The organism is Hyphomonas sp. UBA4505, assembly GCF_002388685.1.
In the GTDB taxonomy this organism is placed as follows: domain Bacteria; phylum Pseudomonadota; class Alphaproteobacteria; order Caulobacterales; family Hyphomonadaceae; genus Hyphomonas.
Genome location: NZ_DGMZ01000012.1, coordinates 1,376,828 through 1,403,108, shown reverse-complemented (window position 1 = coordinate 1,403,108; position 26,281 = coordinate 1,376,828). Strand labels below are relative to the sequence as shown.

The 26,281-nt window shown below is 58.5% G+C and carries 33 protein-coding genes; 13 read left to right on the top strand and 20 right to left on the bottom strand.

Annotation, left to right across the window (positions count from 1 at the left end):
- Nucleotides 1–255: 255 nt before the first annotated feature.
- Nucleotides 256–1,164: an RNA polymerase sigma factor RpoH gene (rpoH, locus tag B3527_RS16170; RefSeq protein WP_206992117.1), complete on the top strand. Its 909-nt coding sequence runs from the start codon at nt 256–258 to the stop codon at nt 1,162–1,164.
- Here rpoH and B3527_RS16165 read toward each other — a convergent pair.
- Nucleotides 1,161–1,754 (bottom strand): hypothetical protein, encoded by a 594-nt coding sequence (locus B3527_RS16165; protein WP_290480514.1) that lies wholly within the window; start codon nt 1,752–1,754, stop codon nt 1,161–1,163. The genes rpoH and B3527_RS16165 overlap by 4 nt on opposite strands.
- A gap of 286 nt (nt 1,755–2,040) precedes the next feature.
- Here B3527_RS16165 and B3527_RS16160 point away from each other — a divergent pair, with 286 nt between their 5' ends.
- Nucleotides 2,041–2,856 (top strand): TrmH family RNA methyltransferase, encoded by an 816-nt coding sequence (locus B3527_RS16160; RefSeq protein ID WP_290480516.1) that lies wholly within the window; start codon nt 2,041–2,043, stop codon nt 2,854–2,856.
- Here the strand turns inward: B3527_RS16160 and B3527_RS16155 are convergent.
- The 6 genes from B3527_RS16155 to cysG are packed head-to-tail and all read right to left on the bottom strand — an operon-like array spanning nt 2,853 to nt 8,072.
- Nucleotides 2,853–3,596, bottom strand: coding sequence for a phosphoadenylyl-sulfate reductase (locus B3527_RS16155; protein ID WP_290480517.1), 744 nt, complete (start codon nt 3,594–3,596; stop codon nt 2,853–2,855). The genes B3527_RS16160 and B3527_RS16155 overlap by 4 nt on opposite strands.
- Before the next feature lie 5 nt (nt 3,597–3,601).
- Nucleotides 3,602–4,090, bottom strand: a complete 489-nt coding sequence (locus B3527_RS16150) for a DUF934 domain-containing protein (protein WP_290480518.1) — start codon at nt 4,088–4,090, stop codon at nt 3,602–3,604.
- Entirely contained in the window at nt 4,077–5,735 is a 1,659-nt protein-coding gene (locus B3527_RS16145) for a nitrite/sulfite reductase (RefSeq protein ID WP_290480519.1), read from the bottom strand. Before B3527_RS16145 ends, B3527_RS16150 begins: the two co-directional genes overlap by 14 nt.
- The gene (locus B3527_RS16140; protein WP_290480520.1) at nt 5,735–6,364 is read right to left on the bottom strand and encodes a glutathione S-transferase family protein; all 630 of its coding nucleotides are present in this window, start codon (nt 6,362–6,364) and stop codon (nt 5,735–5,737) included. Before B3527_RS16140 ends, B3527_RS16145 begins: the two co-directional genes overlap by 1 nt.
- Nucleotides 6,364–6,669 carry a DUF2849 domain-containing protein gene (locus B3527_RS16135; RefSeq protein WP_206992110.1) on the bottom strand — a complete coding sequence of 102 codons (306 nt, stop codon included), beginning with the start codon at nt 6,667–6,669 and terminating at the stop codon, nt 6,364–6,366. Before B3527_RS16135 ends, B3527_RS16140 begins: the two co-directional genes overlap by 1 nt.
- Complete coding sequence (gene cysG, locus B3527_RS16130) at nt 6,666–8,072, bottom strand: siroheme synthase CysG (RefSeq protein ID WP_206992109.1); 1,407 nt, start codon at nt 8,070–8,072, stop codon at nt 6,666–6,668. The genes B3527_RS16135 and cysG overlap by 4 nt, the downstream gene beginning before the upstream one ends.
- A 108-nt stretch (nt 8,073–8,180) precedes the next feature.
- Here cysG and gcvA point away from each other — a divergent pair, with 108 nt between their 5' ends.
- Nucleotides 8,181–9,113 (top strand): transcriptional regulator GcvA, encoded by a 933-nt coding sequence (gene gcvA / locus B3527_RS16125; protein WP_206992108.1) that lies wholly within the window; start codon nt 8,181–8,183, stop codon nt 9,111–9,113.
- Here gcvA and B3527_RS16120 read toward each other — a convergent pair.
- The 4 genes from B3527_RS16120 to B3527_RS16105 all read right to left on the bottom strand — a co-directional run bounded on the left by B3527_RS16120 (nt 9,110) and on the right by B3527_RS16105 (nt 10,398).
- A complete protein-coding gene (locus B3527_RS16120) occupies nt 9,110–9,559 on the bottom strand; it encodes a YcgN family cysteine cluster protein (protein WP_290480521.1) in 450 nt (149 codons plus the stop codon). The genes gcvA and B3527_RS16120 overlap by 4 nt on opposite strands.
- Nucleotides 9,556–9,837, bottom strand: coding sequence for a GNAT family N-acetyltransferase (locus B3527_RS16115; protein ID WP_034817077.1), 282 nt, complete (start codon nt 9,835–9,837; stop codon nt 9,556–9,558). Before B3527_RS16115 ends, B3527_RS16120 begins: the two co-directional genes overlap by 4 nt.
- The gene (locus B3527_RS16110; protein ID WP_290480522.1) at nt 9,834–10,121 is read right to left on the bottom strand and encodes a GNAT family N-acetyltransferase; all 288 of its coding nucleotides are present in this window, start codon (nt 10,119–10,121) and stop codon (nt 9,834–9,836) included. The genes B3527_RS16115 and B3527_RS16110 overlap by 4 nt, the downstream gene beginning before the upstream one ends.
- 106 nt (nt 10,122–10,227) lie before the next feature.
- On the bottom strand, nt 10,228–10,398 hold the full coding sequence (locus tag B3527_RS16105; RefSeq protein ID WP_084333513.1) for a CsbD family protein: 171 nt from the start codon (nt 10,396–10,398) through the stop codon (nt 10,228–10,230).
- Between the two features lie 153 nt (nt 10,399–10,551).
- Between B3527_RS16105 and mnmC the strand changes: the two genes are divergently transcribed.
- Nucleotides 10,552–12,402 carry an FAD-dependent 5-carboxymethylaminomethyl-2-thiouridine(34) oxidoreductase MnmC gene (mnmC, locus tag B3527_RS16100; protein WP_290484026.1) on the top strand — a complete coding sequence of 617 codons (1,851 nt, stop codon included), beginning with the start codon at nt 10,552–10,554 and terminating at the stop codon, nt 12,400–12,402.
- Here mnmC and B3527_RS16095 read toward each other — a convergent pair.
- The 5 genes from B3527_RS16095 to B3527_RS16075 all read right to left on the bottom strand — a co-directional run bounded on the left by B3527_RS16095 (nt 12,382) and on the right by B3527_RS16075 (nt 14,318).
- Nucleotides 12,382–12,591 carry a hypothetical protein gene (locus tag B3527_RS16095; protein WP_206992105.1) on the bottom strand — a complete coding sequence of 70 codons (210 nt, stop codon included), beginning with the start codon at nt 12,589–12,591 and terminating at the stop codon, nt 12,382–12,384. The two genes, mnmC and B3527_RS16095, sit on opposite strands and share 21 nt — an antisense overlap.
- 45 nt (nt 12,592–12,636) lie before the next feature.
- On the bottom strand, nt 12,637–13,083 hold the full coding sequence (pspC, locus tag B3527_RS16090; protein ID WP_034817059.1) for an envelope stress response membrane protein PspC: 447 nt from the start codon (nt 13,081–13,083) through the stop codon (nt 12,637–12,639).
- 12 nt (nt 13,084–13,095) lie between these two features.
- On the bottom strand, nt 13,096–13,350 hold the full coding sequence (gene pspB / locus B3527_RS16085) for an envelope stress response membrane protein PspB (RefSeq protein WP_034817057.1): 255 nt from the start codon (nt 13,348–13,350) through the stop codon (nt 13,096–13,098).
- 113 nt (nt 13,351–13,463) lie between these two features.
- Nucleotides 13,464–14,156: a phage shock protein PspA gene (pspA, locus tag B3527_RS16080; protein ID WP_034817055.1), complete on the bottom strand. Its 693-nt coding sequence runs from the start codon at nt 14,154–14,156 to the stop codon at nt 13,464–13,466.
- A 30-nt stretch (nt 14,157–14,186) separates the two neighbouring features.
- Nucleotides 14,187–14,318: a hypothetical protein gene (locus tag B3527_RS16075; RefSeq protein WP_255342029.1), complete on the bottom strand. Its 132-nt coding sequence runs from the start codon at nt 14,316–14,318 to the stop codon at nt 14,187–14,189.
- Nucleotides 14,319–14,529: 211 nt separating this feature from the next.
- On the opposite strand from B3527_RS16075, the gene pspF reads away from it, so the two are divergent.
- Complete coding sequence (gene pspF, locus B3527_RS16070; protein ID WP_206992104.1) at nt 14,530–15,618, top strand: phage shock protein operon transcriptional activator; 1,089 nt, start codon at nt 14,530–14,532, stop codon at nt 15,616–15,618.
- An 8-nt stretch (nt 15,619–15,626) separates the two neighbouring features.
- Here the strand turns inward: pspF and B3527_RS16065 are convergent, their stop codons facing one another.
- Nucleotides 15,627–15,959 carry a response regulator gene (locus tag B3527_RS16065; RefSeq protein WP_290480524.1) on the bottom strand — a complete coding sequence of 111 codons (333 nt, stop codon included), beginning with the start codon at nt 15,957–15,959 and terminating at the stop codon, nt 15,627–15,629.
- 25 nt (nt 15,960–15,984) lie between these two features.
- Nucleotides 15,985–17,769 carry a PAS domain-containing sensor histidine kinase gene (locus B3527_RS16060; RefSeq protein WP_290480525.1) on the bottom strand — a complete coding sequence of 595 codons (1,785 nt, stop codon included), beginning with the start codon at nt 17,767–17,769 and terminating at the stop codon, nt 15,985–15,987.
- 308 nt (nt 17,770–18,077) lie between these two features.
- Here B3527_RS16060 and hpf point away from each other — a divergent pair, with 308 nt between their 5' ends.
- Complete coding sequence (gene hpf / locus B3527_RS16055; protein WP_034817049.1) at nt 18,078–18,671, top strand: ribosome hibernation-promoting factor, HPF/YfiA family; 594 nt, start codon at nt 18,078–18,080, stop codon at nt 18,669–18,671.
- Nucleotides 18,672–18,694: 23 nt separating this feature from the next.
- Nucleotides 18,695–19,165, top strand: a complete 471-nt coding sequence (locus tag B3527_RS16050) for a PTS sugar transporter subunit IIA (RefSeq protein ID WP_206992101.1) — start codon at nt 18,695–18,697, stop codon at nt 19,163–19,165.
- A gap of 82 nt (nt 19,166–19,247) precedes the next feature.
- Here the strand turns inward: B3527_RS16050 and B3527_RS16045 are convergent, their stop codons facing one another.
- A complete protein-coding gene (locus B3527_RS16045) occupies nt 19,248–21,446 on the bottom strand; it encodes a M3 family metallopeptidase (protein WP_290480526.1) in 2,199 nt (732 codons plus the stop codon).
- A gap of 67 nt (nt 21,447–21,513) precedes the next feature.
- Nucleotides 21,514–22,452 (bottom strand): NAD(P)H-dependent flavin oxidoreductase, encoded by a 939-nt coding sequence (locus B3527_RS16040; protein WP_290480527.1) that lies wholly within the window; start codon nt 22,450–22,452, stop codon nt 21,514–21,516.
- A 95-nt stretch (nt 22,453–22,547) separates the two neighbouring features.
- Between B3527_RS16040 and B3527_RS16035 the strand changes: the two genes are divergently transcribed.
- From B3527_RS16035 to lptB, 6 genes are all read left to right on the top strand, one after another.
- The gene (locus B3527_RS16035) at nt 22,548–23,000 is read left to right on the top strand and encodes a GNAT family N-acetyltransferase (RefSeq protein WP_290481135.1); all 453 of its coding nucleotides are present in this window, start codon (nt 22,548–22,550) and stop codon (nt 22,998–23,000) included.
- A gap of 6 nt (nt 23,001–23,006) precedes the next feature.
- Entirely contained in the window at nt 23,007–23,489 is a 483-nt protein-coding gene (locus B3527_RS16030) for a YaiI/YqxD family protein (RefSeq protein WP_206992097.1), read from the top strand.
- 68 nt (nt 23,490–23,557) lie between these two features.
- Nucleotides 23,558–24,172: a ribonuclease D gene (locus B3527_RS16025; RefSeq protein ID WP_206992096.1), complete on the top strand. Its 615-nt coding sequence runs from the start codon at nt 23,558–23,560 to the stop codon at nt 24,170–24,172.
- 88 nt (nt 24,173–24,260) lie between these two features.
- Entirely contained in the window at nt 24,261–24,935 is a 675-nt protein-coding gene (gene lptC / locus B3527_RS16020) for an LPS export ABC transporter periplasmic protein LptC (protein ID WP_051608018.1), read from the top strand.
- Nucleotides 24,922–25,443, top strand: coding sequence for an LptA/OstA family protein (locus B3527_RS16015; protein WP_051608017.1), 522 nt, complete (start codon nt 24,922–24,924; stop codon nt 25,441–25,443). The genes lptC and B3527_RS16015 overlap by 14 nt, the downstream gene beginning before the upstream one ends.
- Before the next feature lie 98 nt (nt 25,444–25,541).
- Nucleotides 25,542–26,276: an LPS export ABC transporter ATP-binding protein gene (gene lptB, locus B3527_RS16010; protein WP_034817035.1), complete on the top strand. Its 735-nt coding sequence runs from the start codon at nt 25,542–25,544 to the stop codon at nt 26,274–26,276.
- The last annotated feature ends 5 nt before the right edge of the window (nt 26,277–26,281 follow it).

Sequence of the window (26,281 nt, the reverse complement as noted above, 5' to 3'; positions counted from 1 at the left end):
CTGACAGCAAGGTGTGGCGGCCTTCTGGATCACTTTGCCGCCACAAGATATACTTTCTCGTGAGCGTGAAATCAGACGCTTGAACCCCCTTCAAAAGCAGGGGCCGAATGCTTATTTATGTTAAACCGCGATGACATTCATGCGGTTTATACGGGGCGACGCCGCCGCCATGCGGGGCTAAACGTCAGGAAGAAGATCTGATTGCCGGAACGATCGCCGCAATGCGGGGTTGGTCTGCAAAGGAGGAGATTAGATATGGCGAACAAAACCGCCAGTGCGAGTGTGGCACTCAGCCCGGAGCAGGGCCTGAGCCGTTATCTCACCGAAATTCGTAAGTTCCCCATGCTCGAGAAGAATGAGGAATTCATGCTCGCGCGGAAATGGCGCGAACAGGAAGATACCCAGTCTGCCGAGAAGATGGTGACATCCCACCTGCGTCTCGTTGCGAAGATCGCAATGGGCTATCGTGGCTATGGCCTGCCGATGGCCGAAGTGATCTCCGAGGGCAATGTCGGTCTTATGCAGGCCGTGAAGAAATTCGACCCGGACAAGGGTTTCCGACTGGCAACCTATGCCATGTGGTGGATTCGTGCCGCCATTCAGGAATACATCCTGCGCAGCTGGAGCCTCGTGAAACTCGGCACCACGGCCGCGCAGAAGAAGCTGTTCTTCAACCTTCGCCGCCTGAAAGGCGAAATGAAGGCTCTGGACGAAGGTGACCTTCGTCCTGAACAGGCCCAGTTGATCGCCGAAAAGCTGAATGTGACAGAAGCTGAAGTGTATTCGATGAACGGACGTATGTCCGGCTCGGATGCTTCGCTGAACGTGCCCATGGGCACCGATGGCGACATGGAGTGGCAGGACTGGCTGGCCGACGATGATCAGGGCCAGGCCGAAGAGTTTGCTGACAAGCAGGAATTCAATGCGCGGATGGAATTGCTGACCGCTGCCATGGAAGACCTGAACGAGCGCGAACGCCACATCCTGACCGAGCGCCGCCTGTCGGAAGAGCCGAAAACACTGGAAGAACTGTCCGAGGTTTACAGTGTTTCGCGTGAGCGTATTCGCCAGATCGAAGTGCGCGCGTTCGAAAAGCTCCAGAAAGCCATGAAACGTATGGCCAAGGATCAGGGCCTGCCGAACATGGCCCCCAACCCGGCTTAGTGACCGGTCAGGTTCGAATACGCATCTTCATCCAGCTCAGACGGCCCGCTTAACAGTGGGCCGTTTTTCATTGGACCCACCGCGGCAGAATTCAGCGACCATTCTCCCTGTTCTCTTGACCAAAGTGTCATCAGACATGCCGAATAGGCTCCGCGGATGAACCTGCCCGCAGCCACATAGGGATGCGAACCGATTTCAGACTCGCAAATTATGTCTGACGGCTTTCTTGGAGGAATCTGGACTTCACAGATCAAGGGATCAGGCTGAGGGCCAACAATTGATCTGGCTGGAGCGCGGCGACACTCGGGAAACCCCACATGTACCCGCTCGTGCGATTCCCGCAGTCTATGGACAAGTCCTATATCATCTTCGCTCAGCGAGCTGAGGAGAATTGGTGGAGCCTCTGCCCCGCTATAGCGGGTCATTTCCAAATTTAACTGAAACTGTTTGTCCGTAACGTGTTCCAACATCGCCTTGCGGTGCATGCGGTTTCCTGCAGAGATCGCGACCACGCAAAACGCGACCAGCAACAATACAAGGATGAGCCTATGGTGCCAAAGCACCACAATGGTTTTCATCATGATATTCATGCGTCCCCCCGGCCCGCCTGCAAATCCTTCGCAATCTCCCTCTATCTATTTATGATTGCGATAACAATACCAAACAGTAGAATTTTTCTCCTATTGGGAGAATTATTTGAGCTGAAGTGCGGGGGGATCCCCTGCAGGAGAATGTTCAGCCTGGATCGTCTGTGCCGGACGTCGATTTGTCCGTATGGGTGAAGTATGCTCGTAGTCGGCCGAGCCGGATTCGTTCCACGTCATGGACGCCCCGCCAGTTGGACGACGTCTTGCGCCTCAGCATAGAGAAATTGAGATGGGTTTTGCGATAGAAGTTGATAGCGCGACAGATGCGAGGCTGGAGGCTTACACATCCATTCGCGAGAAGGACCTGACTTCAGGTCATGGCGCGCGCTTCATCGTCGAGGGCAAAGTAGCGCTGGAGACAGCGCTGCGTCGGGGACGTTTTGCGCTGGAAAGTGTGTTCCTTGCAGAGAACCGGGTCGCAACGCTGGCCGAATTGATGGCCCTCGTGCCGGAGAACGTGCCGGTCTATGTCGCGCCCCAGTCGGTGATGGATGCGGTCGCAGGGTTTCCGATGCATCGCGGCGTGCTTGCCTGTGGGCTGAAAGGCGACATCGCCGTACCGGCCGCGTTTCTCGCCGCCATAGAGGCCGGTCCCTCTACCCTGCTCCTGATGTCAGACCTGTCCAATCACGACAATGTCGGCGCGTGCTTTCGCAATGCCGCTGCCTTTGGCGCAGATGCGGTGCTGATGGATGGTCAATGCTGTGACCCGCTCTATCGCAAGGCCATCCGCGTCTCCTCCGGCAGCAGCCTATGGCTGCCCTATGCCCATGGCGGGACGGGCCTGGACATGGTGAACGCGGCCAAGGCGGCGGACTATGAGGTCTGGGCGATGACGCCGCGTGCAGAAGCCCCGCCGATCACCGAAATGGTTGTGCCGGACCGACTCGCCATCCTGCTCGGTGCCGAAGGACCGGGGCTGCCGGACGAGTTGATCGCGGCTTGTACGCCCGTGCGCATCCCAATGACGGAAGGCTTTGACAGCGTGAACGTGGCGACCGCCGGAGCGATCGCCATGGCTCACATATTCGGGGCGAAGGCCTAGAAGACGCGCGGGCGTTCCGTCTTGTCGATGTGGAGGCCGCATTCGGACTTCTCCTGTCCGGCCCAGCGACCCGCGCGGGGATCGTCCGGATTGTCGGACGGCTTCGTGCACGGCCAGCAGCCGATGGACGGATAGCCCTGAGCAACCAGCGGATGGCGCGGCAGATTGCGCTGCTTGATCAACAGTTCCACATCGTCCGGAGTCCAGTTGGCCAGCGGGTTCACCTTGTAGCGTCCGTTCGCAAACTCGAAGACCGGCAGGCTCATCCGGGCCCCACCATGAAAGCGTTTGCGACCGGTGATCCAGGCATCAAAGCCCTCCAGAGCCGGCTCCAGCGGGCGCACCTTGCGCAGTGCGCAACAGGCGTCCGGATCGGTTTTCCAGAGATTGTTCTTCGGATCGAGCACCTTGCGCTCGGTCTCACTCGGCGGAATTTCGCGCACACCGGTCAGGCCGAGCTTTTCGATCAGCTCGTCCTTGTAGTCCAGCGTCTGCGGGAAATGCATACCGGTCTCGAGAAACACGATGGGCAGGTCAGGCTTCACGTCCGCGATCAGGGCCAGCATAGCGACACTCTCGGCGCCGAAACTGGATACGTAGGTCAGGCTGTTGGCCCATTCGCGAACCATGGCGACGCGCAGCACCGTCTGAGCGGAGGCGTCGCGCAACTCACCATTCAGGCGAGCGAGGCGGACATCCGCAGCTTCGGACTTGCGGGCAAGACTGTCGCCATAAGGCATAAGGATCAGCTTTCGTGTCTCTTGCGGTACACCGGCGTTCGATCACCCGCTGCGGGCTGGTAGACGTCGGAATACTCTTCCAGTGCGTTCACCACTTCATGTAGGTCAGCACGGGCGGTCTCGTAAGCGTCAAAGCCTGAACGGTTCATATAGAATATCTGATCCCGCAGGACGTGACCCACAGCGCGCAGCTCTCCGGCATAGCCGAAGCGACGGCGCAAAAGCTGGGCCTGGGAGTATCCACGACCGTCAGTATATTTAGGGAAACTGATCTCGATCAGTTGCAACCGGTCGAGATATTCCTCCAGTTCGTGCGGGTCGTCGCCCGGTTCCAGCCGCACACCAATATCGGTGTTACGGGCCAGAAGAATGTCTCGCTCGCTGCGAAATCGTCCGAGCGAAACTGTAATACATCCACCAGGAGACAGCTCACCTTCATCCGGGACATAAGCCCAGATATTGTCGATCTCTGTGCCGTTCTTAACCAGCGGCATAAAGCGCCTCCTTGAAGGGGTCATGGCCGAGGCGGGCCAGCGTCTCGATGAACAACTCGCCCTTGTCGGCGCGCAGCTCGCGATAGGTGTCGACGACGCGTTTGAGGGCGCTGGGCACGTCATCAGCCTTCAGGCCGGGGCCGGCAATATCACCGATCGCGGCCTTCTCATCAGCGCGGCCACCGAAGGTGATCTGATAGAATTCCTCACCCTTCTTGTCGACGCCGAGAATACCGATATGGCCGACATGGTGGTGGCCACAGGCATTGATACAGCCGGAAATATTGATGTGCAGGCGGCCGATATCTTCCTGATAGTCTGGATCGGCGAACACTTCCTGAACCGCCTGCCCGACTGGAATGGAACGGGCATTGGCAAGGTTGCAGTAATCGAGACCTGGGCACACGATCATGTCGGTGATCAGGCTTTCGTTGGCGGTATGCAGCCCGGCGGCTTTCAACTCGCGATACACATCCGGCAGGTCATCCAGCGCAACATGTGGCAGGACGAGATTCTGGGCGTGGCTGACGCGGATATCGTCATAGGCATACGTCTCGGCCAGATGCGCTACGGTCATCATCTGAGCGTCGGTGGCGTCTCCGGCGAGACCGCCAATCGGCTTCAGGCTGACCGTGACGGACGTGTAGCCAGGGGACTTGTGCGGATGGAGGTTGATTCGCGCCCAGCGCGCAAACTCTGCATCATCGGCCTTCAGGGCCTCGAATGCCGAAGACGTGTCTGGCTTCGCGGCCAGTTCCGGCGGCGCAAAATAGGCATGGATACGGTCGATCTCGGCCTGTGGCAGGTCGATTTTCTCATTGTCGCGTTGGGCGGCATATTCCTCTTCCACGAGGCGGCGGAACTCGGCTTCGCCCAGTTCGCTGACAAGGATCTTGATGCGGGCTTTGTATTTGTTGTCCCGGCGGCCGAAGCGGTTGTAGACGCGCATGATGGCTTCGAGATAGTCGAGCAATTCGGCTTCCGGCACGAACTCGTTGACCAGGGTCGCGAGGTGCGGCGTGCGCCCCTGCCCGCCGCCGACATGGACTTCAAACCCGACCACGTCGCCGCGCTTGCGGATATGCAGGCCGATATCGTGCACGCGGATTGCAGCGCGATCATGCTCGGCCGCCGTGACGGCAATCTTGAACTTGCGCGGCAGGAAGGCGAACTCCGGATGGAACGTGCTCCACTGGCGGATGATCTCGCACCAGGGGCGCGGATCCATCAATTCGTCTTTCGTCGCACCGGCATAATGATCGGATGTCACGTTGCGGATACAGTTACCGGAGGTCTGGATGGCATGCATCTCGACCTCGGCCAGCTTGGCCAGCACGTCCGGGATGTCTTTTAACGCGACCCAGTTGAACTGTATGTTCTGGCGCGTGGTGAAATGGCCGTAATTCCGGTCATAGTCGCGCGCGACGATGGCCAGTTGGCGCAGCTGACGGCCATTCAGCTGACCATATGGAATAGCCACGCGCAGCATGTAGGCATGCAGCTGCAGGTAGACTCCATTCTGCAGGCGGAGCGGCTTGAACTCGTCTTCCAGCAATTCGCCCGATAGGCGGCGGTCCACCTGTCCACGGAATTGCGCGACCCGCTCGGAGACGATCCGGGCGTCAAACTCATCATATCTGTACATTACGCAGCCTCTTTTGCGTGCGGTAGATTCAGGGCCACTTCGGTGCGGCTGACCCATCTTTCCACGGAAGGAAAATCAGACAGGTCAAAGCCACCCTCATGGGCGACCCGTGTGTAGGCGACCAACGCAATATCGGCGAGCGTCATCGCATCGCCAACCAGCCAGTCGGTATAGGTCAATTGCAGCTCCATCACACCGAGCGCGCGGCGCCCCTTGGCCATCAGCTGCGGATCGATCTGGTCATCCGGCGTATTGAGATAATGTTTCTGGAAGCGCCTCACAGCAATGGCGGTCTCGTGAGAGTATTGTTCCCAGAACAGCCAGCTCATCATCTGGGCCCGGCGGAACATGTCAGAAGGGACCAGGTCACTGCCTGCCTCTTCGGCGAGATACAACATGATGGCGTTGGACTGTGGCAACGCACGGCCATCCGGCCAGCGCGCCAGCGGCACCTGACCCGCCGGGTTCAGCGACAGGAAGTCTTCGGTCTGGGTGCCGCCCTGAAGGATATCGACCTCTACCCAATCATATGGGATGCCAAGCAAGTCAGCGGTCCATTTCGGTTTCATGCAATTGCCGGAAATGGAATCGCCGTAAAGTGTGAGTCGCTGAATCTCGCGATGGGGCATTATGCGCCCTCTCCATAGGAAACGGTCGGCCCTTTTGCGCGGATGGTTTCGCGCAGGGTCTCGCGGCCCGTGATTTCGCCGGTCTCGGTGACTTCCATGAAGTAGGGATCGGTAACGATCCCCTCCTGCGTCTGAGCATCTGCAAGGCGCGCTTCGGCCTCATCGCCTGTAAAGGCGGCAACTTTTGAAACGTCCTGGGTCCAGCTGCCGTCGGCGGCCATCCAGACATTCTGGCCGGTCGCGGTCTCCCATGCGGTGACGGCCTTTGGCGTATCCGGCTTAAGTTTCGGGCGAACGGATGTCATACGAAAGTCTCCTGGCTGACGCAGCCTGAAAGGCCGATTGCGCCACTCGCGAAAGGCAGGCCCGCCACTTTGCCGATGATGAGCAATGCTGGACCCTCGATACCATTGTCTGTGATCAGGTCAGGCAGTTCAGCAAGAATACCGAAAACCTGAATTTCGTTCGGCCGCGTGCCGTTCTCGATCACTGCGACCGGCGTGTCTGGCGCGCGCCCGGCTTCGATCAACTTGTCAGTAATGGCGGCCGCTGTGCCGACGCCCATGAAGACGGTGACGGTCTGGTTCGGCTTGGCGAGCGAGTCCCAATCGAGATCGGGCACGCCGCCCGCCTTGGCATGGCCGGTGACGAAGGTCAGGCTCTGGGCATGATCGCGATGGGTCAGCGGTACACCTGCCTGCGCCGCGCATCCCAGCGCCGACGTAATACCCGGCACCACGAAGGCTTCGACGCCTGCGGCCAGCACCGCTTCCATCTCTTCACCGCCACGCCCGAAGATAAACGGGTCGCCGCCCTTCAGGCGTACAACGCGCTTGCCATCGCGGGCCGAGCGGATCAGCATTTCGTGAATTTCATCCTGCGGGACGGAATGGTCGCCCTTGCTCTTGCCGACAGACACGCGGTCGGCATCCCGGCGAATGAGCGTCAGGATATCGTCGCTGACCAGACGGTCATAATAGACAATGTCGGCTTCCTGCAGCAGGCGCAGCGCCTTCAGGGTCAGCAGCTCCGGATCACCCGGACCCGCGCCAACCAGATGGACCACGCCTTGCGTCCGGCCGCCGGACAGTGCGTCGCGCATCGCCTGTTCAGCAGCTTCCAACTCGCCCGCATAGGCAAGTTCGGCAGCCTTGCCATTGAGCACGCTCTCCCAGAACTTCCGACGCGCGCCAGCATCCGGCAATTTGGACTTCACCTCTTCTCGCATGCGTCCTGCCAGTTCCGCCAGATCGCCGATGCGTGCGGGTGTAAGCGCTTCAAGTTTGGCTCGCACCGATTTGGCAAGTACAGGCGCAGAGCCGCCCGAGGCCACGGCAGCAACAATCTCGCCGCGGTCCATGATGGATGGAACCGTAAAATCGCAGAGATCTGGCCGATCGACGACATTCAAAGGCACGCCATATTGGCGCGCCCAAGTGATCGCGCGATCTGTGTTTTCATCAATTCGGCAGGCCACAATTGCGAAACGGGCAACATCGAGCGCGGCGCCAGCTTGGTCCTGCGGCGCAATCGTTATGCGCCCGGCAAACTCCTGAGCGAAGCCGGAATCGATGTCTTTTCCAATAATCACAGTGATATGCGCCGGTGTTTTGGCGAGCAGTCGCACCTTGCGGCGCGCTTCCTCACCACCGCCGAACACGACGACGCGCGCGTCATCCATGTTGAAGAAAGCCGGAAATTGGCGCATGCGGGCGGACCTCTTTTTAGGCAAGCTGATCAGTCAGGTGTCAAAATGGCTCTTGACGCGGCGGACGCAAGCATGAACCCCTACAGCGATCCTTTAGAGAAACTATCCATGTCAGACCCATCCGACCGACTTCCCCCATTGAACGCGCTGAGAGCCTTTGAGGCCGCCGCGCGGCGCCTGTCTTTTACACAGGCTGCCGAAGAGCTGAATGTCACGCCCGGCGCGATTTCACAACAGATAAGGCAGCTGGAAGAATATGCCGGCACGCCCCTGTTCAAGCGAACGGGCCGTTCAGTTTTGCTGACAGATGCCGCCCAGGCCAGCCTGCCGCTGGTGCGCGATGCATTCGAGAGAATTTCTGAAGCCGGGCGGATCATGCAGGCTCCAGCGCGCAAAGGCCGGGTCATGGTGTCATCTGCGCCGTCCTTCGCCGCGAAATGGCTGGCGCCCCGCCTTGATGGCTTCCACCGGGAACATGAGGAGACCGAGGCCTGGATCTCGGCCGATATGGGCCTGACCGATTTCACCACGGCCGATGCCGATTTCGCAATCCGCTATGGCCGGGGCAATTATGACGGCCTGAAATCTGAAAAGCTGATGGACGAGACTGTCTTGCCGGTCTGTTCCCCTGCCCTGCTGGAAGGAACCGACGCGATCCGCAAGCCCTCGGATTTGCGGCATCACACACTGATCCATGATGAGAGCAACGAGAATGACCCGTCCTGCCCCGACTGGGCCAGCTGGCTGCGTGCGCGGAATGTGAAAGATGTTGATGGCTCACGCGGCCCACGTTTCAACCAGGCGATCCTCGTGATCGAGGCGGCTGCCGCCGGACGCGGCGTGGCGCTTGCCAAACGCGCGATTGCAGCAGCGGATCTCGCCTCTGGTCGGCTGGTCGCACCCTTCGCGGATGGCTCCCACCTGATCGATTTCGGGTACTGGATCGTCTATCCGAAAGGCCGTCACCTGACGCCAGATGTACGCAACTTCATCAAATGGCTGAAGACCGAGGCGACCAATAGTGAAGTGGTCGGCGTCTAGGGCTCATTGCCTTCCCAGTCGACAATCCAGTCTTCTGTGTCCTCATCGAAGACCGTGTCCTCGGATACGGTGCGTCCCCGGATCGAATGCCCCTCTTCGTGGATGCGGTTGCGGTCACCACACACGAGATAGTGCCAGTCCGGCAGCTCCTTGCCCTCATGGATCAGGCGATAGGCGCAGGTCTTTGGCATCCAGCGGATTTCCTCGACCTTCTTCGGAGTAAGAATCACGCAGTCTTCGACGATCTTCTTGCGATTTTTGTAGTCGGCACACTGACAGTTATCCCCGTCAAACAGGCGGCAATGGAGTCGCGTGTAAGCGATCTCACCGGTATCTTCATCTTCCAGTTTGAGCAGGCAGCATTTGCCACAGCCGTCGCAGAGGGATTCCCATTCCTGCGATGACATCTGAGCCAGTGGTGTGGTTTTCCAGAAAGACTTGGTCATCCCCTCAGGGCAGCCCATTCCGGCGTCTTTTCGATCAGTGCCGTTGCAAACCAGCAAGACGAAGAAACCGTCTCACCCGCAGCAATGATGTCATTCATCACACGCGTCACCAGATTTTTGCCAAGGCCGCGTCCACCCAGTTCTCCCGGCACGATCGTGTGCGTGATATGGCGCAGCCCGGTCCGCGGACGCTCATAGGTCAGATATGCTTCCAGCCCGTTCTCGAAATAGCTGTAGCGCATATGATTTTCATCATGGGTGATGGGTATCGTGGTCATGCCAGTACATCCTGCCATTCTGCATGTTTTTGAATTTGCGCCTTCGCGAAAGGGCACAGCGGAATGATCTTGATTCCGTCCCGGCGCGCATCCTCAACCGCGCGTTTGACCAGGGCTACGCCGACACCCATGCCGCCGAGCGCTTTCGGAACGCCGGTATGGTCGATGATGATCCGCTCCATACCCGCCTTCGAATAGGTCATCTCGGCCTCGTGGCCGTTGACCAGGGTGACGTAGCGCCCGCCGGTCTCTCCGTCTTCGCGCTTGATCTCAAACTCGCTCATGAGTGTATGCCTTCTGCTGAGAGCTCCTATGTGGCGCGCCATCCGGCAGCACGCAAGGAAAAGCCGCCCCCGGAGGAGCGGCTTTCACAGTGGTTCAGGGGGTCGCCTATTTGTTGACGGCGTCCTTTACGTCACCCGCTGTCTTGCGAGCTTCGCCTTCGGCCTTGTCCATCTTGCCTTCGGCTTGCATCTTCTTGTTGTCTGTCATTTCACCGACAGTTTCCTTGACTTCGCCTTCAGCTTCCTTGGCACCGCCCTTGAGATGTTCCTTGTCCATTTGGGTCTCCTTCAGTTTGTTTGTGTCGGCCGCATGATCGCGGTCAGTCAATCAACGCGCGACGGACAAGAGCGATCCGATTAATTCGGTGTCAGAAAGCATGCAGCCGCGGAGGACTGTTCAAAACGGTATGGCCCGGCTAACCCGTCTCGCATGGCCCGCTTGCTCACGCATCCCATGATTGACTGGAAGGACGACGGCACGCCCGTCGCTCGCGAGGCGGGGGACGTGTACTTCACGGCGGGGGATGGACTGGCTGAAACCCGCGCGGTTTTCCTGCAGGGCTGCGGCCTTCCAGAAGCCTGGGCAGGCAAGACCGAGTTCACGGTAGCGGAAACCGGGTTTGGCACAGGATTGAACTTCCTCGCCTTGTGCGAACTGTGGCAAGCGCACCGACCAACCCCGAATGCATGGCTCCACTTTGTCAGCTTCGAAGGCTTTCCCCTGACTGAGGCCGATGCGGCGCGCGCGTTGGGCGCGTGGCCCGAACTGGCATGCTTGGCAGCGCGACTGCTCGCCGATTGGCCTGGGCCTGTGCGCTGTGTACACCACCTCGTCTGGCCTGATATCGGCGTCACTCTCACGCTTCATCTCGGCGATATTCACGACACGCTGCCCCAGAGCCAGTTCATGGCCGATGCCTGGTTTCTCGACGGATTCAGCCCGGCAAAGAATGAAGCCATGTGGTCAGCTGATCTTTACGGACTGATTGCAGAGCGCTCCAAGCCCGGCGCAAGCATCGGCACGTTCACCGTGGCAGGCGCAGTTCGGCGCGGACTGACAGAGGTCGGCTTCGATGTCGTCAAAGCACCGGGACACGGCCGCAAGCGGCAGCGACTGGAAGCAAGGTTGGCACTTGCCTCTCCCGCCAAGCCGGACATTTACGGCCTGCGCGCGCATAATGGCCCTCGCCAAAAGATCGCCATTCTGGGCGCAGGAATTGCCGGGGCGAGCGCGGCTTACGCCCTGACAGAGCGCGGCGCAGATGTGACTGTGTTTGATCCAGTTGGCCCCGCAAGCGGCGCAAGTGGCAATCCGCTGGCCCTTATGATGCCTCGGCTCGATGCGGGCGACACGGCGCAAGCCCGCTTGCTGATCGACGCTTATCTTGCCGCCCGCCGCGCCTATTCAGGCATGGAAGGCGCACACGAAACCACAGTACGCCAAATGCCAAAGGACAAGGCCGAGCAGACCCGGTTCGCGAAATTGCTTGCGGACCCGCCTCTGCCGTTGGAAGACCTTGAAGCCATTTCCGGCGGCGGCCTGCTCCACAAGCGCGCACTGGTCCTTGAGCCTGCGCGGATCATTTCCGGATTGCTCGACAATGTTCGGGTCCGGACCGGGACGGTCGAGATTTCGCTACAGGATCGCTTGGTGAATGCCGAGGTGTTCGACATCATTGTCCTCGCCACCGCCATGGAGACGAACCGGCAACTTGGCTGGGTCGGGCTGGAAGGCCGATTGGGTCAGGTCGAGAGCGTCGCGGACGCCAGACCCGTTCAAGCAGAGGCAATGGCGAGCGGGCACTACGCACTGGCATTGGAAGATCAGAGGCTCTGGGGCGCTACCTTTGAAAAAATCGAAGATGGTGTACCGGCTGCAACGTCCGCCGCTGCCCGCGCCACCAATGCCGACGCATTGCGACAATTGTCTCCATGGTGGCAACGAAGCGCAACGTCGCTGCCCGTTCAGTCTCGTGCTGCCATTCGTGCGACCACCGCTGATCGATTACCCCTGGTCGGCGCCGTGCCCGATTACTCTGCAGCGCTGGAGACATTTTCCGGCATGCGAAAAGGGCGCCCTGTCGATGCGGACGCCCCCGTGTTGCCGGGCATATTCATGGTGAACGGTTTTGGCGCGCGCGGCTTTACCTGGGGCCCCTGGGCCGGCCGGGTGCTGGCGGCCATGTGCCTTGGCGGGCCCTCCCCCGCCGAAGTGGCGGCGCTCGAGGCGGTCAGCCCCGTGCGCCTGATTGTTCGCGCCTTAAAGCGCGGTGAAGTCTGACTCACCAAAAGAGCGGGCGATGCTGAGGCGAACGCCCCCCTCTTCGTGCGGCGCAAACGTCATCTGAAGCCCGCCGAACTCCAGTGCTGTCTGTCCCTGGAGGCTGGAGAGAAAGAGTACCATCATCAGGATGAGGATGGAGATCCCTCCGAGCAGCCAGTTATTCGTCAGTAGCGTCCCCTTACGCATTTTTCCGGTCCTTCTTGTCGGATGGTTAGGGTGAATGGGCGCGGTCTAGTTGCCACGCTCCAGGTCGCGGAATTCCTTGCGCAGTCGCCACTCGTCAGATGTGACCTTGCGTTCGATATCCCTGAGGCGTTCATCGAGATCCATGAAAGTGTATTTCAGGTTCCCGAAAGTGGCTCTGGGGCGGTCGTTCACGTTGCGCCAGAAAACATCTTCTTCCGGTGATATGGTACGACCGCCCAAAGGTGTCCGCGGCGTGATCATCCAGACGACGATATAGGCAATCAGGGCGATCGGTCCGGCGACAAAGAAAAAGGCGAGCACGGCCAGCAGGCGCACCAGGATGGGTTCCCAACCAAAGCGTTCGGCAAGGCCGCCACAGACGCCGGCAATGACCTTGTCATGACGCGAGCGGTAATAGCGCTTTGGATTCGGGGAGCCGTACTGGTCGCCTTCTGGGGCTGTATCACGGTAGGCACGGGATTGGCGGGACATATGTCTGGGTCCTTAGTCGTCAAAAGTGGGGCGGGAAGAACGAGGCGGCCTGCGGGGGCTGTCCGCTTCGCTCTGCTCAAGGAGAGATTCGAGCGTCTCGATCCGGCGTTCCATCGCCTTGGCCGAGCGCCAGAGATCCTCCATCATGCGCTCATCGTCGGGCATCAGGGTTTTCTGCTTCCGCCACAGGGTAATGTAGTGGAAGATCATGCCCGGGAGGACGATGAACAGCGAGACGATCGCTATGATTGGAATAAACTCATCCATCAGGCGGCCTCGTCAGCAGATGGCTGCCGGTTGGCGCGCGCCTGGGCGATGAGGCCCGGAGCGCAGACCAACGTCATGAAGCCGGTGAGGCAAGCGAGTGAAAACAACATCGATTAGTCCTCCGATTTCTTGCTGGAAGACTTCGCCGATGACTTGGCGCGCTTCGCTTTCAGGGCTTCGAGTTCCTTCTCGACGCTCTCGTCACGCTCCAGCGCGGCGAATTCGGCTTCGAGGGTCGGTTCACGGCCCTTGATCGTGTCAGCATAGGCTTCCATTTCGTCGACCTTGCGCTCGATATTGCCGTAGCGCGCCAGCGCATCATCCACTTTGCCGTCATAGACCTGGCTGCGAATGCGAATGCGCTGCTCGGCCGCTTCGCGGCGCATCATCAGTGCCCGATGCTTTGCCTTCGCCTCGTCGAGTTTGGCTTGAAGCTTGGCCAGATCGTCCTGGCGCTTCTCGAAGGCTTCTTCTGCCGCGTCCATTGCCAGCTTGCGGCGTTCGATTTCGCCATCAGCTTTCTGCTTGGCGGTCAGAGCGCCACGGGCCAGGTCTTCACGACCCTTGTCGATGGCCAGTTCAGCCTTTGCAGCCCATTCGTCGCGGGTCTGCGTGAAATGGACGATTTCGCGTTCCATTTCCTTTTTGTCTGCCATGGCGCGGGCCGCGGCGGTGCGAACCTCAACCAGCGTATCTTCCATTTCCTGGATGATGAGCCGGGCAATCTTTTCAGGATTTTCGGCGCTGTCGAGCATCGCGTTGATGTTGGAATTGATGATGTCACCGAGTCGGGAGAACAAGCCCATTTTGGTGTCCTTTCGTGAGTGGGGGGAGGATTAGAAGAACAAACCGCCGAAGAAGATGCCGACGACGAAGAACATCCAGCTTTCCGCCGGGCGCGTCGCGAGCCACCGACCGAAACGGCCAGCATCCGAGCGGGCTTCCGAAGTGTTGTAGCGATCTTCCATTTTCAGTTTGTCCTTCTTGTGTTTGTGAGCAACGCCCTGTCGCTCCGAGCCCTTCTGTCATTTCAAGGACCGTGCCAGTTCAAAATTAATTTTATAGTACGTTGTTTTATATCGATATTTTATCATTTTGACTGGATGCCGTTTTTAATTTTTAGTATTTCTCGCCAAATGCATTGTAGATTTAATCGCCACTTTTGGTTATTTTGACTAAATGGTTGATCAGAATACACAATTGCTGGGCCAAGCCCCTGCATGGCTCAGCGCGCAGGAGCATGTCTCCCGCGTCGCCCCGCTGGATCGCCCCATCCTTGTCATCGGGGAGCGGGGAACCGGCAAGGAGTTGATCGGAGAACGCCTTCACTTCCTGTCCAAGCGCTGGGACGGACCGTTCGTGAAGGTCAATTGCGCCGCACTGTCGGAGACCCTGCTGGATTCTGAACTGTTCGGGCATGAGCGCGGGGCCTTTACCGGCGCGACCGAAATGCGGCGAGGCCGGTTTGAACTGGCCGATGGCGGTACGATCTTCCTCGACGAAATAGCCACCGCCAGCGCGCAGGTTCAGGAAAAATTGCTGCGTGTTGTCGAGTATGGCGAATTCCAGCGGGTGGGCGGTTCAAAAGTACTCTCAACGGATGTTCGCATAGTGGCCGCCACAAACGCCGACCTGCCGGGCATGGTGGAGGCAGGCGAATTCCGCGCCGATCTTCTGGACCGACTTGCTTTTGACGTCATTACCCTGCCGCCGCTGAGGGCCCGGCCCGGTGATGCCAGCCTGCTGGCCGACCATTTCGCTCGGCGTATGGCAATTGAAATGGCGCAGGATTTCCCCGGTTTTGCCCCCTCGACCATTGCCGCTATCGAAGCTCATGACTGGCCCGGCAATGTACGTGAACTGCGCAATTTCGCACAAAGGCTCGCACATCGCGCCATGCTGATGGCACCGGACGAACCGGTCTTGTTCGATCCGGCCGTACTCGACCCATTCGATTCTCCCTGGCGCCCGACTGGCTCCGGCAAGACAGGTCACTCCGAGACGCTTCAGGCCGACCCGGTACGCATTCGCGACAATCCAGAGATCGCCGCGGATTTCAGCGCGCAGGTCGCCGCTTTCGAGATGCAGTTGATTGACGAAGCCCTCAGCCTGTCACAAGGCCATCAGGGCCGCGCCGCAGATTTGCTGGGACTCTCCTATCATCAATTCCGGGGTCTTCTGAAAAAGCATGACTATGGGCGCAATGCCGGTAAGCCGGCCGATCCTGAGGCTGGCACCCCCATCAAAGGACCTGTGAGGGCCATGTAGGCCTCGCTTCAGTCTAAACTTGCGAAACCCTTCAACTGTTCGATCAGCCGCGGGTAATGCACAGGCTTTGTATGGATCGGACTGTCGGCAAGCCCGTCCTGCAAGTCGGCTTCGTTGTTGCCGGTGACAAACACGAACGGAATTCCGAATTCCTTCAGGCGATGCGCCGTAGGAAACGAGGCAACCCCTCCGAGATCCATATCGAGCACAGCCGCATGGATTGACCCCGGCTCGATGAGCGCTTTGGCGTCCTCATTGCTCGCAACAGGCCCCACCACTTCCATGCCTGCATCTTCCAGTTGCGTCTTCATATCAAATGCGATCAGGAAGTCGTCTTCCAACAGTAATATCTTCGGCATAGTCCCCCTACCTTCTAGCTGGAAAGCGAAATTGAGCTTTTAATCCTTTCGGGTCAAAGGTTAAGTTCGATTTCCCACCAAGAGCGTGTGACAGACTCTGTTCGATAAGCACACTGCCAAAGCCTTTTCGGCTGGGAGGCACCACCGGCGGACCGTCTGTTTCGACCCAGTCGATGATCACGTCAGGGTCATCATCCGTCTCTTCTATGAACCAGCTGATGCTGAGCCGTCCGCTATCGTTCGAAAACGCACCATACTTGGACGCGTTCGTGGCCAGTTCGTGCAGGATCAATCCGAAAGCGTGTGACCCTTGCGGCCCTAAGACAAGCGGCGGCCCCGTCATTTCCAGCCGCGTGCCATCAGCGGGCGCATAGCCAAGAACCTGATCCCGGATGAGACGAGAAATATCCGATGAGTCCTGCGTCGTGGATACAAGCAGGTCATGGCTGGCCGCGATGGCGCGCAGGCGCCCGGTGAATGATTGGCGAAAGCCTTCAAAGTCTGTCGCCTCCCGCAGCGTGTGGGCGGCGATGGCCTGAATGGTCGCCAGCGAATTCTTGACCCGGTGATTCAGTTCACTGAGCAACATTTCGCGGTGTGCTTCGGCCCGCTTGCGTTCCGAGATATCCACTGCGGACATGACAATATCTGTCACCTGGCCGGATTCGTCGAAAATGGGCGCCAATTGCACGTCTACCGGTATCAGCAAGCCTCGAGAATCCCGGATTTCAGCATCGAACCGCATGCGGCGTCCCGCTTCTGCCTTGGCAAAGGCCGAGATCAGGCGATCCTGCATCGCGCGCGTGTGAGACCATGCCGGATGCTGCCAGATCGGCTTCCCGACAAGGTCCTGGCTCGCCGCCCCGGTTAGTCGAAGGGAGGCTTCGTTGATTTCCAGCAGGATTCCACTGGGTGTGGTAAGTCCGATCATCGAAACAATGCCATCGAGAATGGTGCGCTGGCGTTGCTGGCTTGCATGCAACTGGAGTTCGGCCTGCTTGCGCGCGGTGACATCCTGAAATGACACAGCGAAGCCGTCCCCGACCCGAGCGACCGTGAAGCGGAACCAGCGCGGAACGCCATTGTCTGGATAGTAGAGCTCTCGCCTCCAAGGCGTTCCGGTCTCTACCGTGTTGCAAAAGACGTTGAACAGACCTCTTGCAAAGGCCTCGGGCATGACTTTCGATAGCCGCTTGCCGATCAGGACATTCGCCGAGCGCGCCGTCAGCTGTTCTGCTGCGGGATTGACGAACTCCCAGACGAAATCCTCGATCTCACCGGAAACGCCGCGCTGACTTCGCAGGATCATGAATCCGTCCGGGTTGGTCTCCTGCACGATGCGGAACCGGGTTTCGCTGTCTGTTAGCGCCCGGCTGATGCGCTTCTTTTCCGTTATGTCCTGAAGGATCGAAATGAAATAGGCGACCGTGCCATCCGGATTGCGAATGCAACTGACCGAAAGCAGGACCCAGACAATCCGGCCGGACTTGTGGTAATAACGTTTTTCGATCCGATAGGTCTCGCGCCTGCCCTCAAGCACCTCGTTGAGGAGCCCGACATCCAGGTTCAGATCATCCGGGTGAGTGATGTCCTGAAACGTAATCTTGAGCAATTCGTCGCGCGGATAGCCCACAATTTCGGAGACGCGCCGATTGACGTTCAGCCATTGTCCCTGAGGGCCCACATGCGCGATCCCCACGCTGGCATGCTCGAACGTGGCCCGGAACATGGCATCACTTTCAACCAGCATGACTGCCGGTTTATTCGGTTCCTCGGGCTCACCGGTCGACATGCCTTGAGTTCATCCTTGATGGAGAGTTATTAATTCAGGTAACTACGCGAAGATGTAAATCAGGTTACCCTGACTGTACTCATCATAGGTCATTGTAACCATGTAATTTTTGACGCCAGACTGCACACAGGGCGTTGCAGACGCATCCTAGTGTGGCGACGCCAGAATACATATTTCACACGCAATGTATCGCTCGGCTCTTGAGGCCGGTTCTTCCCCTTCCCAAGTCAGGAAAATGAGGAATTCGATTCGCCTCATCGGCAATTCTGCGCCATACTTGAATCCTGAAAAAACAAAGGAGACCGCCCGTGCAGATACAGATTACTGGCAAGCATATGGATCTCGGAGAGGCTCTGCGGAGCCGCATCGAAGACGGACTGGAGGCGGCAGTCAGTAAGTATTTCAACCGAACCGGCGACGCTCGCGTTTTCGTGTCCCAACAGGGCCCCTTCGTCGAAGTTGACTGCAATGTGCACCTGCCCTCTGGCATTATCCTCCAATCGACCGGCAAGGCGGAAGACCCTTATGCGGCGCTGGAAAACAGCCTCGACAAGATGGAAAAGCGGGTGCGTCGCTACAAGCGCCGACTGAAGGACCATCATGCCGGTACATCGGCTCCAATGCCGAACGAACTGGCTCCGGAAGCCGTGTTCCAGGTGAATGGTCACGATGCCGCCGAGGAAGAGCATTACGAAGAGCCGGATGACACACCGCTGACTGTCGCGGAAACATCGCACTCAATTCGGACAATGAGTGTCTCAGAAGCTGTTATGCAGCTCGAACTGCAGGAAGTGCCTGCCCTAATGTTCAGAAATGCTGGCCATGACGGGCTTAATATGGTCTACCGCCGACCAGACGGTCATATTGGATGGGTGGATCCAGCGAACGTCCCGAGGAACTAGTCCGGAACACGGAAAGTAACTTCATGGCGACTGATTTGACATCCCTGCTCACGGGCGGGGTAATCATACCATCTTTGGAAGCGAAAAGCCGCAAACAGGCAATTCACGCGCTCGCAGAGGCTCTTGCCGAAGCGACAGGCATTGGCCTGCGTGAGATTGAGGATGCCGTAATGGAGCGCGAACGCCTCGGATCGACCGGTGTCGGCGAAGGCGTTGCCATCCCGCACGCCCGTCTTGAGGGCGTCGACGCACCTGTCGGAGGCTATCTGAGACTGGTCCACGGCGTCGATTTCGAAGCGATTGATGATCGCCCTTGCGACCTGATTTTCATGCTGCTGGCTCCGAAATCTTCGGGCGCTGACCATTTGCGGGCCTTGGCCCAGGTAAGCCGCACATTCCGCCAGAGCGCCGTACGTGACGCCTTGCGCGAAGCGAATACGGAAGAAGAAGTCAAAGCGATTGTCTGCCGCGAAGCTGTCGAACAATCTGCCTGAGACACGTCTCACTCCACTGACATGAAAAAGCCCGCCGAATATTTCCGGCGGGCTTTTCGTTTGGATGTCGACCGAGCGCCGATCAGCCTTCGCTTGGCTGCTGCTCAGAGAAACCGCGCAGCTTCAACAGCGGCTCAATGGTTGGGTCGGAGCCACGGAAATTCCGGTACAGCTCGTCTGCTTCGCGCAGACCGCCAGATTCATAGACCCATTTCTTCAGCCGCGCCGACAGTTCGGGATCATAGATGTCGCCCGTATCGCGGAACGCGGTGAAGCCATCGGCATCCAGAATCTCGGACCAGAGATAGGCGTAATAGCCTGCCGAATACCCACCCGCGAAGATGTGGCTGAAATACTGGCTGCGATAGCGCGGTTCGATCTCCGGGATCAGGCCGTATTCCTCCAGCACTTGTTGCTCAAATGCCCGGGCATCGGTGATTTCGGCGGCTTCCTCCGAAGTCAGCATGTGCCAACGCAAGTCCAGCAGCGACGCAGCGATGAACTCAGTCGTCTTGAACCCCTGATTGAAGGTCGCAGCAGCGTTCATCTTGTCGATCAGTTCGAGCGGAATTGGCTCGCCGGTTTCGTAGTGATTTGCATAGGTTGAAAGCACTTCGGGGGCGCCAGCCCAATGTTCGAGGATCTGGGCGGGGAATTCAGTATAGTCACGAGGACCATCAACACCGGAGAATGTGGAATAACGGATCTGCGTCAGCAAGCCATGCAGACCGTGGCCGAATTCGTGGAACAGCGTCTCAACTTCGTCAAACCGCATGAGGGTCGGCTCACCCTCGGCCGGAGTGATCAGATTGAGATTGTTGGTGATGATCGGGCGAATATTGTTGCCATTGACGTTGGACGTGTCGCGGAACGAGCTCATCCACGCTCCACCACGCTTGGAATCGCGGGCATACATATCGACCATGAACAGGCCGAGATGGTCACCGGTTTCCGCATCCTTGACGTCATACGCGGTCACAACCGGATTCCAGCCGTCAACCTCGACCGGCTCGATCGTGATGCCGAGCAATTTGGAGGCAACATCGAACGCCCCGTCCCGCACAGCACCAAGTTCGAAATATGGTTTCAACGCATTGTCATCGAAGGCGTAGAGATCCTGGCGGACCTTTTCGGAATAGTGCCACCAATCATGTCCGGCAATCTGGAATTCGTCGCCAACCATGTCTTGCATGGCCGCGCGTTCTTCCTTGGCACGCTCGAGGCCCGGTTCCCAGACGCGGAGCAGGAACTCTTCGGCGCCTTGCGGCGTCTTGGCCATGCGTGTTTCCAACTGGTAGTGTGCGTGGGACTTGTATCCCATCAATTCGGCACGCTTGGCACGCAGCTGGGCAATCTTGATCGCGAGCGGGCCATTATCGAACTCGCCCTCGGACGCACGCAGGCGATAGCCATCGAACATCTTCGCGCGCAGATCGCGGTTCTCGCTCTGCGTCATGAAGGTCTCGTAGACAGAGCGATCAACGGTCAGGACCCACTTGTCTTCGCCGTCGACTTTCAGGGCGCTTTTGAAATCGTCTGAAAGGCCGACAAGCTCTGCCTCGTCAGTGACCTCGATCTTGAAAGCCTTGGTCGACAGGAGCAAATTGCGACCGAACTTGGTGGTCAGGCCCGACAATTCCTCATTGATCGCGGCGACCTTGGTTTTGACTTCCGGGGAAAGGTCCGCGCCATTGCGGACGAATTCGCGATGGACAAGCTCCAGCAGCCGCGCATCCTGCTCGTCCAGCCCCAGCCGATCACGCTGGCTGTAGACGGTCTTAACGCGCTCGAAGAGATCCTGATTGAAATTGATCGCGTTCATCTCGCGAGTCAGCATGGGCCAAATTTCAGCCTCCAACTCGCTCAGCGTGTCATTGGTATCTGTATTTGTGATGTTGCCAAAAACATTCAAAACCTTGTTCAGCGACCCACCGGCGACATCAATCGCGACGATTGTGTTCTCGAATGTCGGCGCGTCCGGATTGTCGACAATGGCATCAATGTCCGCACGCAACTCCAGAATCGCCTTCTTCGTTGCCGGCATGTAATGCCCATCATCGATTTCGGCGAAGGGTGGTACGCCATAGTCGGCCGTCCACTCCTGACGGAATGGATTACCTGCGAGTTCCTCATCACTGACGACAATCTCCGGCAGCCCGGTCTCGCTGGCGGTCGCCTCGGTTGCAGCGGGCGTTTCCGGGGTTTCCGCTTTCTCGCCACAGGCGGACACGGCAAGGGCGAGCGCAGCAACGCTGCCCGCGAGCAATGATTTTCTGGTCATGGGATCCTCTCAGGTCAGTTAATGCCGTTTAGCGATAAATCACGGCAAAAACCAGACCCGTCGCGGCCTATTTCGGCAGGCGGGCTACGACTTCATGATACTCGGCCAGGGTTTCTTCGAGGATTTGAGCGACGGGCTTGACCGCGTGAATCCGCCCTGCGACCTGCCCCGTAAGGGCAATGCCAGCTTCGAGGTCTCCGTCGAAATAGACTTTCTGCGTCCCGGCAAATTCTCCGAAAATATTCTCCACGCCCTCCTTCAGGAGGCGCTCTGTACGCTCCGTACTCAAGGCGCGCAGTGCCGGCCCCGGACCTGATCGGTTCAGGAACACGGTGTCGGTCGCATCCGCAGCAAAGATCGCGTCCTTCCAGTTCTGGTGCACCGGGCTCTCTTCCGAGGACAGGATACGCGTACCCATCAGAACACCTTCCGCGCCAAGCGCAAAGGCAGCGGCCATGCTGCGCCCATCGGTTATGCCCCCTGCTGCAACCACGGGAACATTCACATGTTCGCAAACCAGCGGGATGAGAACCATCGATGCAACATCTTTCGGGTTCTTGAAGCCGCCCCCTTCCCCGCCTTCGACAATCAGGCCATCCACGCCAGCTTCAATCGCCCTTAGCGCGCCCTGAAGCGATGGGACGACATGGAACACGGTGAGGCCTGCCTCCTTCAGCATCGACGTATACTTCATCGGATCGCCCGCAGATGTTGTGACGAACTTGATGCCCTGATCGATGATGAAGTCGACAATGTTCGGGTCACGCACGAAGGCCTGGGCAACATTCACACCGAACGGTTTGTCCGTCAGGTCGTGCATCTTGAGGATTTCCTCGCGGATCACATCCAACTCGCCAGAAGACGTCTCGATGATGCCCATGCCACCAGCATTCGAGAAGGCCGAGGAGAGTGGCGCGCGAGCGATCCAGCCCATCGCGGCCTGAATGACGGGCTTCTCGATTCCTAGCATTTCGGTGATGCGGGTTTGGACGGGTGCTGTTGCCATGTGACTTCCTCCATTTTGCCGATAAAAGAAGGGGGAATGGCGAGGCCTGCAAGCCCTTGCCTTGCGTCAGTGCCTGCGGGCGGGAAGACTTGCCAATGATCTTGAGACCGCCACGCCTGGACGAATTGCCATACTTGTCGGACCTGTGCCTGCGATCAAAGGCGGTGTGGGACTATGACGAAGCCATGCTGGACGCATTCAAAGACGAACTCACGCTGACCGAGGACGACTTGGAATCGGACGTCATCATTGTGGCGGAGGATTTGCGCGGTGTGGCAGGGGTAGCTCAACTATCTTTTGATGAAACCGGATCGAGCTATCTGGACAAACTGTTTGTCGAGCCGGTCCGGCTCGGCGAAGGCACCGGAAAGATGCTGTATGTCTGGGCGTGCCGGTATGCACAGGGCTCCGGAGCAAAGGAGATGGTCATCGAGGCCGATCCGGATGCGGCGCCCTTCTATGTCCATATGGGAGCAGAGCCGGCCGGAGAAGCCGAGTCTGGCTCTATTCCAGGACGTTTGCTGCCCCGACTGGTGCACAAGCTGTAGTCTCGCATGTCTGACACCCAGCCGCCCCCGCCACAAATTCTCGTCGATGCAGATGCGTGCCCCGTCAAGGACGAGATATACAAGGTTGCACTACGCCATGACACGCCTGTGGTGATCGTTGCCAATTCCTATATCCGCATTCCCGAGCACAGATTGGTCAGCCGCAAAATCGTGTCAGATGGCTTCGATGCGGCCGATGACTGGATTGCGGAAGCTTCCACACCAGAGTCGGTCGTCATCACAGCGGACATCCTGCTGGCCGACCGCGCCCTGAAGGCGGGCGCAGCCGTCATTTCCCCGAATGGAAAGCCCTTCACGGATGCCTCAATTGGCAATGCCGTGGCCGTGCGCGCAATTCATTCCGATCTTCGTGCAGGCCTCGGCGACGGCATCGCCCGCGGACCAGCCCCCTTCTCCAAGTCGGATAGGTCGCGCTTTCTCTCAGCTCTGGACGCAGCCCTCGTCGCGCTGAAGAAAACCCGCAGCTAAGTGTGAGCCGATTGTTTCCGGAGCGCGGAGATACTTGCCCTTAACGCCTGAAGTGCTAGAGCCTCGGCATGAACGGCATTACTCTTCACAAGGGCGACCTGCCCGCTGGTATCGACTTTGGCCCTGTTGTGGCGGTGGATACCGAGGCAATGGGCCTGAACCTGTTGCGCGACAATCTCACGCTCGTCCAACTTTCGTCCGGGGATGGCACGGCCCACCTGGTACAGCTGGACCGGGACTATAACTGCCCGAACCTCAAAAAAGTCCTGACCGACCCGAAAGTGCTCAAACTGTTCCATTTCGCGCGGTTTGACGTATCGATGATGAAACGCTGGATGGGCATCGATTGCGCGCCGATCTGGTGCACCAAGATCGCCTCGAAGCTGGCGCGTACCTATACGGATCGCCATGGCCTGAAGGACGTCGCACGCGAAATCGCAGGCGCTGACATGTCCAAGGCCCAGCAAAGCTCAGACTGGGGCTCAGCCGAACTGACCGACGCGCAACTCCAGTATGCCGCCTCTGACGTGCTTTACCTGCACAAGATCAAGGACGGGCTGGAAGCCATGCTGAAGCGCGAAGGCCGGCTGGAACTGGCCGAGGCCTGTTTTGCATTCCTGCCAATTCGCGCGACGCTCGACTTGTCCGGGTGGGCAGAAACCGACATTTTTGCGCATAGCTGACATAGTCGTCATGCCTTCGCCGCTTTTGTTTCGGAGCATGGGCCGCTAAACGATTACTGTAGTTAAGAAAACAGGCAACCGCGTATCCATGGACGCCGTCAAGCATCACGATCCGGCATCATTATGGGCTCCGCGGCGCCAATTGACGCTGGACCAGGCCCGCAAGCGGTCTCAAGGCGTGCGCCTGTTACGCCTCGCCTTTTCGGCTTGCGCGGCCATCTCGATTGGCTTGTTTCTTGGATATATTGTGCGCAGCGCTATCGCGAAGGATGCGACACCTGTCCAGGTGGCGCAGGGTGAAACCGTCACCATGCTCAATCCGCGTTTTTCAGGCCGGGATTCGGTCGGGCAGAGCTTCAACATCACGGCAGATGCGGCGCGACGGCGCCAAACCACCGGTACACTGGTCGATCTCGTCAATCCTGTTCTGTTGGACCAGACTGGAAGCGAAATCCGCGCACCATCGGGGATGTATGACCGTGATGCCGGAATTCTGGAACTGTATGAGGATGTCCGCATCGCGGATGCCAATGGATTCACCTTCATGACATCTGGCGCGCGCGTGTTCGTCGATGAGGGGCGCGTCGAAGGTCTTTCGCCATTACAAGGCAGAGGGCCTCTTGGCGATATCAGCTGTGACTCGTATGAAGTTCTGGAAGATGGCAACCGCGTCATCTGCAAAGGCAATGTCAAAACGGTGCTCTACCCTGCCCCGGAAGACACAAATGAAACGATTGAAGGTGAGACAGATGGCTCTCAATAGAATTCTTGTTTCGCTGACCGCTCTGGCAGCCTTCGCAATGCCGGCCGCCGCGCAGATCTCTTCTGAAGGCGGCCCGATCTACATCAATTCGGAACGTACCGAGAGTCTGGAGCGCGAGCGCAAGGTGCTGCTGATCGGCAATGTCGATATCCAGCAGGGCGATGCCCGCTTGCGCGCGGATACGGTGACCATGATCTTTGCGGAAAAGCCGGCTGGTACGACGCAATCCACCAGCGTCGGCGGCGGTTTCGGCCAGGTCAAGACAATGATCGCCGAGGGCAATGTCTTCTACATCACGGCAGATATGAAGGCCAAGGGCGATCGCGGCGTATATGATGCGGCCAGCGATATCATTACCATGACCGGGAATGTGGCCCTGTTGCGCGAGCGCGACGTGGCCGAAGGCGCCGTACTACGGGTCGAGATCGGCAATCGCCGGACAACGCTGGACGGGGGTGACGGACGCACCCGAATGGTGATTGATCCGGACAATCAGTCAGGAAACTGAAAAAATTTTGGCGCGCACGTGAAGCCGATCTTAAGTATGTAAGGTTAAGCCTGTTTCCGGGTGGCAATATCCCAGTAGATTGAGGGAATTCAGAAAAGATGACGGATTCGGCCGAAGGCCTTGTCGTAAACAGCATTGCCAAGTCTTTTGGCAAGCGACAGGTCGTGCGGGATGTGTCTCTGAGCCTTCAACGTGGGGAAATTGTCGGCCTGCTTGGACCCAATGGGGCCGGCAAGACGACCTGCTTTTACATGATCATGGGCCTGATCGGCGCGGATTCCGGATCGATTTCCATCGATGGCGAAGACGTGACCCGTTTACCCATGTACCAGCGCGCGCGCCTTGGCGTGGGCTATCTTCCACAGGAAGCCTCGATCTTTCGGGGCATGACGGTGGAAGAAAATGTGATGGCCGTCGCGGAACTGGTCGAAAAAGACCGGGCAAAGCGTATGGCACAGGTCGATAGCCTGCTCAGCGAATTGCATGTGGAACATCTTCGTGGCCAGGCAGCCACGTCGCTATCCGGGGGCGAACGCCGCCGGGTGGAAATTGCCCGTGCGCTCGCATCGCGTCCAAGCTTCATGCTACTGGATGAACCGTTCACCGGTATCGACCCGCTCGCCATTTCCGACATTTCCGATCTTGTCCGCTATCTCAAGCAGCGCGGCCTGGGTGTTCTGATCACGGACCACCAAGTGCGCGAAACCTTGCAGATCGTCGACAAGGCCTATGTAATGTATGAAGGTGAAGTCCTGTTTGATGGGACGCCGCAAGACGTGCTCACCAACGAGGATGTACGCAGGGTCTATCTGGGTGAGCAGTTCGCCGCTTAGGAAAA

Excerpts from the sequence above, each read along its gene's own strand:
- rpoH (WP_206992117.1), top strand. The coding sequence starts at position 256 with ATGGCGAACAAAACCGCCAGTGCGAGTGTGGCACTCAGCCCGGAGCAG.
- B3527_RS16165 (WP_290480514.1), bottom strand. The coding sequence starts at position 1,754 with ATGAATATCATGATGAAAACCATTGTGGTGCTTTGGCACCATAGGCTC.
- B3527_RS16160 (WP_290480516.1), top strand. The coding sequence starts at position 2,041 with ATGGGTTTTGCGATAGAAGTTGATAGCGCGACAGATGCGAGGCTGGAG.
- B3527_RS16155 (WP_290480517.1), bottom strand. The coding sequence starts at position 3,596 with ATGCCTTATGGCGACAGTCTTGCCCGCAAGTCCGAAGCTGCGGATGTC.
- B3527_RS16150 (WP_290480518.1), bottom strand. The coding sequence starts at position 4,090 with ATGCCGCTGGTTAAGAACGGCACAGAGATCGACAATATCTGGGCTTAT.
- B3527_RS16145 (WP_290480519.1), bottom strand. The coding sequence starts at position 5,735 with ATGTACAGATATGATGAGTTTGACGCCCGGATCGTCTCCGAGCGGGTC.
- B3527_RS16140 (WP_290480520.1), bottom strand. The coding sequence starts at position 6,364 with ATGCCCCATCGCGAGATTCAGCGACTCACACTTTACGGCGATTCCATT.
- B3527_RS16135 (WP_206992110.1), bottom strand. The coding sequence starts at position 6,669 with ATGACATCCGTTCGCCCGAAACTTAAGCCGGATACGCCAAAGGCCGTC.
- cysG (WP_206992109.1), bottom strand. The coding sequence starts at position 8,072 with ATGCGCCAATTTCCGGCTTTCTTCAACATGGATGACGCGCGCGTCGTC.
- gcvA (WP_206992108.1), top strand. The coding sequence starts at position 8,181 with ATGTCAGACCCATCCGACCGACTTCCCCCATTGAACGCGCTGAGAGCC.
- B3527_RS16120 (WP_290480521.1), bottom strand. The coding sequence starts at position 9,559 with ATGACCAAGTCTTTCTGGAAAACCACACCACTGGCTCAGATGTCATCG.
- B3527_RS16115 (WP_034817077.1), bottom strand. The coding sequence starts at position 9,837 with ATGACCACGATACCCATCACCCATGATGAAAATCATATGCGCTACAGC.
- B3527_RS16110 (WP_290480522.1), bottom strand. The coding sequence starts at position 10,121 with ATGAGCGAGTTTGAGATCAAGCGCGAAGACGGAGAGACCGGCGGGCGC.
- B3527_RS16105 (WP_084333513.1), bottom strand. The coding sequence starts at position 10,398 with ATGGACAAGGAACATCTCAAGGGCGGTGCCAAGGAAGCTGAAGGCGAA.
- mnmC (WP_290484026.1), top strand. The coding sequence starts at position 10,552 with ATGGCCCGCTTGCTCACGCATCCCATGATTGACTGGAAGGACGACGGC.
- B3527_RS16095 (WP_206992105.1), bottom strand. The coding sequence starts at position 12,591 with ATGCGTAAGGGGACGCTACTGACGAATAACTGGCTGCTCGGAGGGATC.
- pspC (WP_034817059.1), bottom strand. The coding sequence starts at position 13,083 with ATGTCCCGCCAATCCCGTGCCTACCGTGATACAGCCCCAGAAGGCGAC.
- pspB (WP_034817057.1), bottom strand. The coding sequence starts at position 13,350 with ATGGATGAGTTTATTCCAATCATAGCGATCGTCTCGCTGTTCATCGTC.
- pspA (WP_034817055.1), bottom strand. The coding sequence starts at position 14,156 with ATGGGCTTGTTCTCCCGACTCGGTGACATCATCAATTCCAACATCAAC.
- B3527_RS16075 (WP_255342029.1), bottom strand. The coding sequence starts at position 14,318 with ATGGAAGATCGCTACAACACTTCGGAAGCCCGCTCGGATGCTGGCCGT.
- pspF (WP_206992104.1), top strand. The coding sequence starts at position 14,530 with ATGGTTGATCAGAATACACAATTGCTGGGCCAAGCCCCTGCATGGCTC.
- B3527_RS16060 (WP_290480525.1), bottom strand. The coding sequence starts at position 17,769 with ATGTCGACCGGTGAGCCCGAGGAACCGAATAAACCGGCAGTCATGCTG.
- B3527_RS16050 (WP_206992101.1), top strand. The coding sequence starts at position 18,695 with ATGGCGACTGATTTGACATCCCTGCTCACGGGCGGGGTAATCATACCA.
- B3527_RS16045 (WP_290480526.1), bottom strand. The coding sequence starts at position 21,446 with ATGACCAGAAAATCATTGCTCGCGGGCAGCGTTGCTGCGCTCGCCCTT.
- B3527_RS16040 (WP_290480527.1), bottom strand. The coding sequence starts at position 22,452 with ATGGCAACAGCACCCGTCCAAACCCGCATCACCGAAATGCTAGGAATC.
- B3527_RS16035 (WP_290481135.1), top strand. The coding sequence starts at position 22,548 with ATGATCTTGAGACCGCCACGCCTGGACGAATTGCCATACTTGTCGGAC.
- B3527_RS16030 (WP_206992097.1), top strand. The coding sequence starts at position 23,007 with ATGTCTGACACCCAGCCGCCCCCGCCACAAATTCTCGTCGATGCAGAT.
- B3527_RS16025 (WP_206992096.1), top strand. The coding sequence starts at position 23,558 with ATGAACGGCATTACTCTTCACAAGGGCGACCTGCCCGCTGGTATCGAC.
- lptC (WP_051608018.1), top strand. The coding sequence starts at position 24,261 with ATGGACGCCGTCAAGCATCACGATCCGGCATCATTATGGGCTCCGCGG.
- B3527_RS16015 (WP_051608017.1), top strand. The coding sequence starts at position 24,922 with ATGGCTCTCAATAGAATTCTTGTTTCGCTGACCGCTCTGGCAGCCTTC.
- lptB (WP_034817035.1), top strand. The coding sequence starts at position 25,542 with ATGACGGATTCGGCCGAAGGCCTTGTCGTAAACAGCATTGCCAAGTCT.